Genomic DNA, 6,478 nt, shown 5'->3' on the forward strand with positions numbered 1-6,478 from the left:
TCAGGAGATCCTACTTATATTACCAGCCATAATGGAGCCAGAAGTCTTGTCATGAAGGTGGAGAGAGATGAGCTGGTAGAAGAAATGCTGAAAGTATACATTGCCCATCAGCAGTGGAGCTAGACGGATGAGGATCATGGGTTGGATTACGGCTCCCGGACGGTGGGGTTGCAGTCAGCGACGGACTTGGGATCATGCGCAGGCGGTAGAGACCATTTTCCGAAAGAGGAGAATAAGCTGAGGCGAACCTGTGCCAGGCTGGAAGAACTGATCCGCGAATATCAGGTGGAAAAGATTGTCCTGGGGCTGCCGGTTCATATGAACAGCGACGTAGGGGAACGTGCGGAAAGGACCATGGAGTTTGCCAGATTGCTTGAGCGGCGCACCGGTCTGGATGTGATCTTTTGGGACGAGCGACTGACGACGGCGGAGGCGGAGGAGATTTTGATCGGCAGAAAGTGCGCCGGGAAGACAGAAAAAAATACATAGACCAGATCGCTGCGATGCTGATTCTGCAGGGATATCTGGATTTTGGACGATAGGATCTGAGGAAACAGAAGATATGGAAAAGATAGGATTGTGTCTGAAGACGGAAAGACAGAGGAGTTTTTCGTTCTGGAACAGACAAGAGTAGGCGGGATTTCGTACATTCTGGTGTCGGATTCTACAGGAGACGACGGGGAGTGTATGATCCTAAAAGATACGTCGCCGGAAGAAGAAAAAGAAGCGACGTATGAGCCCGTGGAAGACGAGGCGGAACTGACGGCAGTCCTTAAGATTTTTGAAGAGCTGTTGGAAGATGTTTCGATTGAAAGGTAGGGTATTATGCCGGTCAGTAAAGAAAGATTTATACAGATGCTGAAAGAAAAGGGACTGAAAGTGACCAATCAGAGGTTACTTGTATTAGAGGTACTTGCAGCTCATAGGGATGCCCATATGACTGCGGACATTTATGAACTGGTAAAGGAGGACTATCCTGAAATAGGGCTGGCCACGATTTACCGAACAGTGCAGTTGTTGCTGGAAATGCAATTGGTGGACCGTATCAATTTAAATGATGGATGTGTTCGATATGAGATCGGTGAGACGTTCGGAGAAGAGGAAAGCACCGCCATCATCATTTAATATGCAATACGTGCGGAAAACTTGTTTCCTTTCGGAATGATTTGCTGGAAGATCTGGAGGAACGGATCGAAAGAGAAACAGGCTTTTGTGTGTCGGACCACGATTTGAAGTTCTATGGACAATGCCGGGATTGTAAGAAGAAAGAGAGTGTGGAGGAGCACACGGAGGTGTAGGATTGAAGAAAGAAAGTAAAGGAAAATTGCGTATCATTCCGTTGGCGGATTGGAAAAGATCGGAATGAACATCACTGCCTTTGAGTATGAGGACAGTATCATTGTTGTGGACTGCGGACTGGCGTTTCCGGAAGACGACATGCTGGGGATCGACCTGGTGATTCCGGATGTTACCTATCTGAAGGACAACATTCAGAAAGTAAAAGGCTTTGTGATCACGCACGGACATGAGGATCATATTGGCGCATTGTCCTATGTGCTGAGGGAAATGAATCTTCCCGTCTATGCAACCAAGCTGACCATGGGGATCATCGAAAGGAAGCTGACGGAGCACAATCTTCTGCGCAGTACCAGAAGAAAGGTGTAAAGCATGGGCAGTCCATCAATCTGGGACAGTTCCGGATCGAGTTTATCAAGACCAACCACAGTATCCAGGATCGGCGGCGCTTGCGATCTATTCCCCGGCCGGGATCGTGGTCATACAGGAGACTTTAAGGTGGATTATACTCCGGTATTCGGAGATGCCATAGACCTGCAGAGATTTGGCGAGATCGGAAAGAAGGGCGTTCTGGCTCTCATGTCGGACAGTACCAATGCAGAAAGGAAGGGATTTACCCCAGTCAGAAAAGACGGTGGGGATCACCTTTGATCATATATTTGCGGAGCACCGAAATACAAGAATCATCATTGCAACCTTTGCATCCAATGTGGATAGAGTACAGCAGATCATCAATTCGGCTTGTAAATACGACCGGAAGGTGGTGGTAGAGGGGCGCAGCATGGTCAACATCATTCAGGTGGCGCAGGAGCTGGGATATCTCAATGTTCCGGAGCACACGCTGATAGAGATCGACAGCCTGAAGAACTATCCGCCGGAGAAGACCGTTCTCATTACGACGGGAAGCCAAGGAGAGTCTATGGCAGCGCTGTCCAGAATGGCGGCAGACATACATAAAAAAGTAACCATTCTGCCGGGGATACGGTGATCTTCAGTTCCAGCCCCATACCGGGGAATGAAAAGTCGGTATCCAGGGTCATCAATGAGCTGTCTGCTAAGGGAGCGACTGTGATTTTTCAGGATGCCCATGTATCAGGGCATGCCTGCCAGGAGGAATTGAAGCTGATCTACTCTCTGGTCAAACCCAAATATGCGATCCCGGTACACGGAGAGTACAGGCATATGAGGGCCAATGCAGAGATTGCACAGAGCCTGGGGATCCCAAGGAAAATATTTTCCTGATCAAATCAGGAGACGTTCTGGAACTGTCAGAAAAAGAAGCCAAGGTAGTAGATAAGGTACCGACAGGAACCATTCTGGTAGACGGGCTGGGAGTTGGAGATGTAGGAAACATCGTACTAAGAGACAGGCAGCATCTGGCGGAAGACGGCATTGTGATCGTAGTACTGACGCTGGAGAAAAGAAGCAACCGGCTTCTGGCAGGCCCGGATATCGTGTCCCGGGATTTGTTTACGTCAGAGAGGCGGAATCCCTGATGGATGAGGCCAGACATGTGATGAGCGAAGCGGTTGAAAAATGTCTGAAGAACAAGAACAATGCAGACTGGAGCAAGATTAAGCTGGTACTACAGACAGCATGAACGAGTTTATCTGGAAAAGAACCAAGAGAAGACCCATGATACTTCCCATTATCATGGATGTATAGACAGTCTTTGAAGAGCAAAAGGAGACGCAGACCTGAAAAAGGATGCGTCTTTCCTTGTTGCAGAACGAGCGATGGACTGGGCCCGAAGGGAAGAAACATAACATGGAACAATGCGACGTTCGCATTCTCGAGAGAAGGCTGTGGTCGCGGCCATCGAAGGAGCGCTGAAAGGGGTCCCTCATACGAAAGGAGACCAGAGTCTTTAAAGTACTTCCGGAAAGAACCGGAATCGCAGGAAATACCGTCGGCCAATTCAAGCCTCAGTTCTCCCAATCGGCTCATAAGAATGCGGAAAGCCTACGGTCGATTCCAGATTCTTCCGGTTTTCATTTCAGAAGTAAAGACTCTGGTTCCTTCGTAGATGGACCCATCTTCAGCGCCTTTCGATGCCCGACCACAGTTCCTCTTTTTCAAATGGAAACGTCGCATTTCTTCCATGTTCATGTTTCTCCTTCTTCGGCCGCAGCCATCCGCCTCGTCGCAACAAAGGAAAGACGCATCCTTTTTCAGGTCTGCGTCTCCTTTTGCTCTTCAAAGACTGTCTATACATCCATGATAATGGGAAGTATCATGGGTCTTCTCTTGGTTCTTTTCCAGATAAACTCGTTCATGCTGTCTCGTAGTACCAGCTTAATCTTGCTCCAGTCTGCATTGTTCTTGTTCTTCAGACATTTTTCAACACGCTTCGCTCATCACATGTCTGGCCTCATCCATCAGGGATCCGCCTCTCTGACGTAAACAAATCCCCGGGACACGATATCCGGCCTGCCAGAAGCCGGTTGCTTCTTTTCTCCAGCGTCAGTACTACGATCACAATGCCGTCTTCCGCCAGATGCTGCCTGTCTCTTAGTACGATGTTCCTACATCTCCAACCCCAGCCCGTCTACCAGAATGGTTCCTGTCGGTACCTTATCTACTACCTTGGCTTCTTTTTCTGACAGTTCCAGAACGTCTCCTGATTTGATCAGGAAAAATATTTTCCTTGGGATCCCCAGGCTCTGTGCAATCTCTGCATTGGCCCTCATATGCCTGTACTCTCCGTGTACCGGGATCGCATATTGGGTTTGACCAGAGAGTAGATCAGCTTCAATTCCTCCTGGCAGCATGCCCTGATACATGGCATCCTGAAAAATCACAGTCGCTCCCTTAGCAGACAGCTCATTGATGACCCTGGATACCGACTTTTCATTCCCCGGTATGGGCTGGAACTGAAGATCACGTATCCCCCGCAGAATGGTTACTTTTTATGTATGTCTGCCGCCATTCTGGACAGCGCTGCCATAGACTCTCCTTGGCTTCCCGTCGTAATGAGAACGGTCTTCTCCGGCGGATAGTTCTTCAGGCTGTCGATCTCTATCAGCGTGTGCTCCGGAACATTGAGATATCCCAGCTCCTGCGCCACCTGAATGATGTTGACCATGCTGCGCCCCTCTACCACCACCTTCCGGTCGTATTTACAAGCCGAATTGATGATCTGCTGTACTCTATCCACATTGGATGCAAAGGTTGCAATGATGATTCTTGTATTTCGGTGCTCCGCAAATATATGATCAAAGTGATCCCCACCGTCTTTTCTGACTGGGTAAATCCCTTCCTTTCTGCATGGTACGTCCGACATGAGAGCCAGAACGCCCTTCTTTCCGATCTCGCCAAATCTCTGGCAGGTCTATGGCATCTCCGAATACGGAGTATAATCCACCTTAAAGTCTCCTGTATGAACCACGATCCCGGCCGGGAATAGATCGCAAGCGCCGCCGCATCCTGGATACTGTGGTTGGTCTTGATAAACTCGATCCGGAACTGTCCCAGATTGATGGACTGCCCATGCTTTACCACCTTTCTTCTGGTACTGCGCAGAAGATTGTGCTCCGTCAGCTTCCTTTCGATGATCCCCATGGTCAGCTTGGTTGCATAGACGGGAAGATTCATTTCCCTCAGCACATAGGACAATGCGCCAATATGATCCTCATGTCCGTGCGTGATCACAAAGCCTTTACTTTCTGAATGTTGTCCTTCAGATAGGTAACATCCGGAATCACCAGGTCGATCCCAGCATGTCGTCTTCCGGAAACGGCCAGTCCGCAGTCCACAACAATGATACTGTCCTCATACTCAAAGCAGTGATGTTCATTCCGATCTTTTCCAATCCGCCCAACGGAATGATACGCAATTTTCCTTTACTTTCTTTCTTCAATCCTACACCTCCGTGTGCTCCTCCACACTCTCTTCTTCTTACAATCCCGGCATTGTCCATAGAACTCAAATCGTGGTCCGACACACAAAAGCCTGTTTCTCTTCGATCCGTTCCTCCAGATCTTCCAGCAAATCATTCCGAAAGGAAACAAGTTTTCCGCACGTATTGCATATTAAATGATGATGGCGGTGCTTTCCCTCTTCTCCGAACGTCTCACCGATCTCATATCGAACACATCCATTCATTTAAATTGATACGGTCCACCAATTGCATTTCCAGCAACAAACTGCACTGTTCGGTAAATCGTGGCCAGCCCTATTTCAGGATAGTCCTCCTTACCAGTTCATAAATGTCTTCCGCAGTCATATGGGCATCCCTATGAGCTGCAAGTACCTCTAATACAAGTAACCTCTGATTGGTCACTTTCAGTCCCTTTTCTTTCAGCATCTGTATAAATCTTTCTTTACTGACCGCATAATACCCTACTTTCAATCGAAACATCTTCCAACAGCTCTTCAAAAATCTTAAGGACTGCCGTCAGTTCCGCCTCGTCTTCCACGGGCTCATACGTCGCTTCTTTTCTCTTCCGGCGACGTATCTTTTAGGATCATACACTCCCCGTCGTCTCCTGTAGAATCCGACACCAGAATGTACGAAATCCCGCCTACTCTTGTCTGTTCCAGAACGAAAAAACTCCTCTGTCTTTCCGTCTTCAGACACAAATCCTATCTTTTCCATATCTTCTGTTTCCTCAGATCCTATCGTCCAAAATCCAGATATCCCTGCAGAATCAGCATCGCAGGCGATCTGGTCTATGTATTTTTTTCTGTCTTCCCGCGCACTTTCTGCCGGATCAAAATCTCCTCCGCCTCCGCCGTCGTCAGTCGCTCGTCCCAAAAGATCACATCCAGACCGGTGCGCCGCTCAAGCAATCTGGCAAACTCCATGGTCCTTTCCGCACGTTCCCCTACGTCGCTGTTCATATGAACCGGCAGCCCCAGGACAATCTTTTCCACGCTGATATTCGCGATCAGTTCTTCCAGCCTGGCACAGGTTCGCCTCAGCTTATTCTCCTCTTTCGGAAAATGGTCTCTACGCCTGCGCAGTGATCCCAAGTCCGTCGCTGACTGCAACCCCCACCGTCCGGGAGCCGTAATCCAACCCCATGATCCTCATCCGTCTAGCTCCACTGCTGATGGGCAATGTATACTTTCAGCATTTCTTCTACCAGCTCATCTCTCTCCACCTTCATGACAAGACTTCTGGCTCCATTATGGCTGTAATATAAGTAGGATCTCCTGACATCACATATCCTACGATCTG

The 6,478-nt window shown here is 48.7% G+C and carries 6 protein-coding genes and 9 pseudogenes; 10 read left to right on the top strand and 5 right to left on the bottom strand.

The features are described from left to right. From FYJ34_RS11990 to FYJ34_RS13665, 10 genes and pseudogenes are all read left to right on the top strand, one after another. Positions 1-123 (top strand): IreB family regulatory phosphoprotein (locus tag FYJ34_RS11990; RefSeq protein ID WP_154478952.1); only part of this gene is annotated, 123 nt, incomplete at its 5' end. Positions 124-141: 18 nt separating this feature from the next. After that, a pseudogene (ruvX, locus tag FYJ34_RS11995) lies at positions 142-542 on the top strand (Holliday junction resolvase RuvX). 37 nt (positions 543-579) lie between these two features. Then, positions 580-819 carry a DUF1292 domain-containing protein gene (locus tag FYJ34_RS12000; protein ID WP_330582696.1) on the top strand — a complete coding sequence of 80 codons (240 nt, stop codon included), beginning with the start codon at positions 580-582 and terminating at the stop codon, positions 817-819. Between the two features lie 6 nt (positions 820-825). After that, positions 826-1,298: pseudogene (locus FYJ34_RS15340) on the top strand (Fur family transcriptional regulator). A gap of 64 nt (positions 1,299-1,362) precedes the next feature. Beyond that, on the top strand, positions 1,363-1,665 hold the full coding sequence (locus FYJ34_RS13640) for an MBL fold metallo-hydrolase (protein ID WP_268878959.1): 303 nt from the start codon (positions 1,363-1,365) through the stop codon (positions 1,663-1,665). Between the two features lie 3 nt (positions 1,666-1,668). Then, on the top strand, positions 1,669-1,947 hold the full coding sequence (locus FYJ34_RS13645; protein ID WP_268878960.1) for a hypothetical protein: 279 nt from the start codon (positions 1,669-1,671) through the stop codon (positions 1,945-1,947). Next, a pseudogene (locus FYJ34_RS13650) lies at positions 1,892-2,286 on the top strand (ribonuclease J); the annotation flags it as partial. The gene FYJ34_RS13645 and the pseudogene FYJ34_RS13650, both read left to right, overlap by 56 nt. A 78-nt stretch (positions 2,287-2,364) precedes the next feature. Beyond that, a complete protein-coding gene (locus FYJ34_RS14610; RefSeq protein WP_416389722.1) occupies positions 2,365-2,538 on the top strand; it encodes an MBL fold metallo-hydrolase RNA specificity domain-containing protein in 174 nt (57 codons plus the stop codon). A gap of 152 nt (positions 2,539-2,690) precedes the next feature. Beyond that, positions 2,691-2,896: pseudogene (locus FYJ34_RS13660) on the top strand (hypothetical protein). Beyond that, the gene (locus FYJ34_RS13665) at positions 2,893-2,961 is read left to right on the top strand and encodes a hypothetical protein (protein ID WP_268878963.1); all 69 of its coding nucleotides are present in this window, start codon (positions 2,893-2,895) and stop codon (positions 2,959-2,961) included. Before FYJ34_RS13660 ends, FYJ34_RS13665 begins: the two are co-directional and overlap by 4 nt. 542 nt (positions 2,962-3,503) lie before the next feature. Here the strand turns inward: FYJ34_RS13665 and FYJ34_RS15345 are convergent. The 5 pseudogenes from FYJ34_RS15345 to FYJ34_RS15355 form a co-directional block, all read right to left on the bottom strand. Further along, positions 3,504-5,155, bottom strand: a pseudogene (locus FYJ34_RS15345) (ribonuclease J). After that, positions 5,139-5,656, bottom strand: a pseudogene (locus FYJ34_RS15350) (Fur family transcriptional regulator). The pseudogenes FYJ34_RS15345 and FYJ34_RS15350 overlap by 17 nt, the downstream one beginning before the upstream one ends. Next, a pseudogene (locus FYJ34_RS12025) lies at positions 5,619-5,893 on the bottom strand (DUF1292 domain-containing protein). Before FYJ34_RS12025 ends, FYJ34_RS15350 begins: the two co-directional pseudogenes overlap by 38 nt. A 20-nt stretch (positions 5,894-5,913) precedes the next feature. Then, positions 5,914-6,331 (bottom strand): annotated as a pseudogene (gene ruvX / locus FYJ34_RS12030) (Holliday junction resolvase RuvX). Between the two features lie 4 nt (positions 6,332-6,335). Then, a pseudogene (locus FYJ34_RS15355) lies at positions 6,336-6,478 on the bottom strand (IreB family regulatory phosphoprotein); the annotation flags it as partial.

Origin of the sequence: Suipraeoptans intestinalis, assembly GCF_009696485.1 — a bacterium.
Classification (GTDB): domain Bacteria; phylum Bacillota; class Clostridia; order Lachnospirales; family Lachnospiraceae; genus Suipraeoptans; species Suipraeoptans intestinalis.

Bases quoted from the DNA above. Each gene is read 5' to 3' on its own strand.
- FYJ34_RS13640 (WP_268878959.1), top strand. From the start codon at position 1,363: ATGAACATCACTGCCTTTGAGTATGAGGACAGTATCATTGTTGTGGAC.
- FYJ34_RS13645 (WP_268878960.1), top strand. From the start codon at position 1,669: ATGGGCAGTCCATCAATCTGGGACAGTTCCGGATCGAGTTTATCAAGA.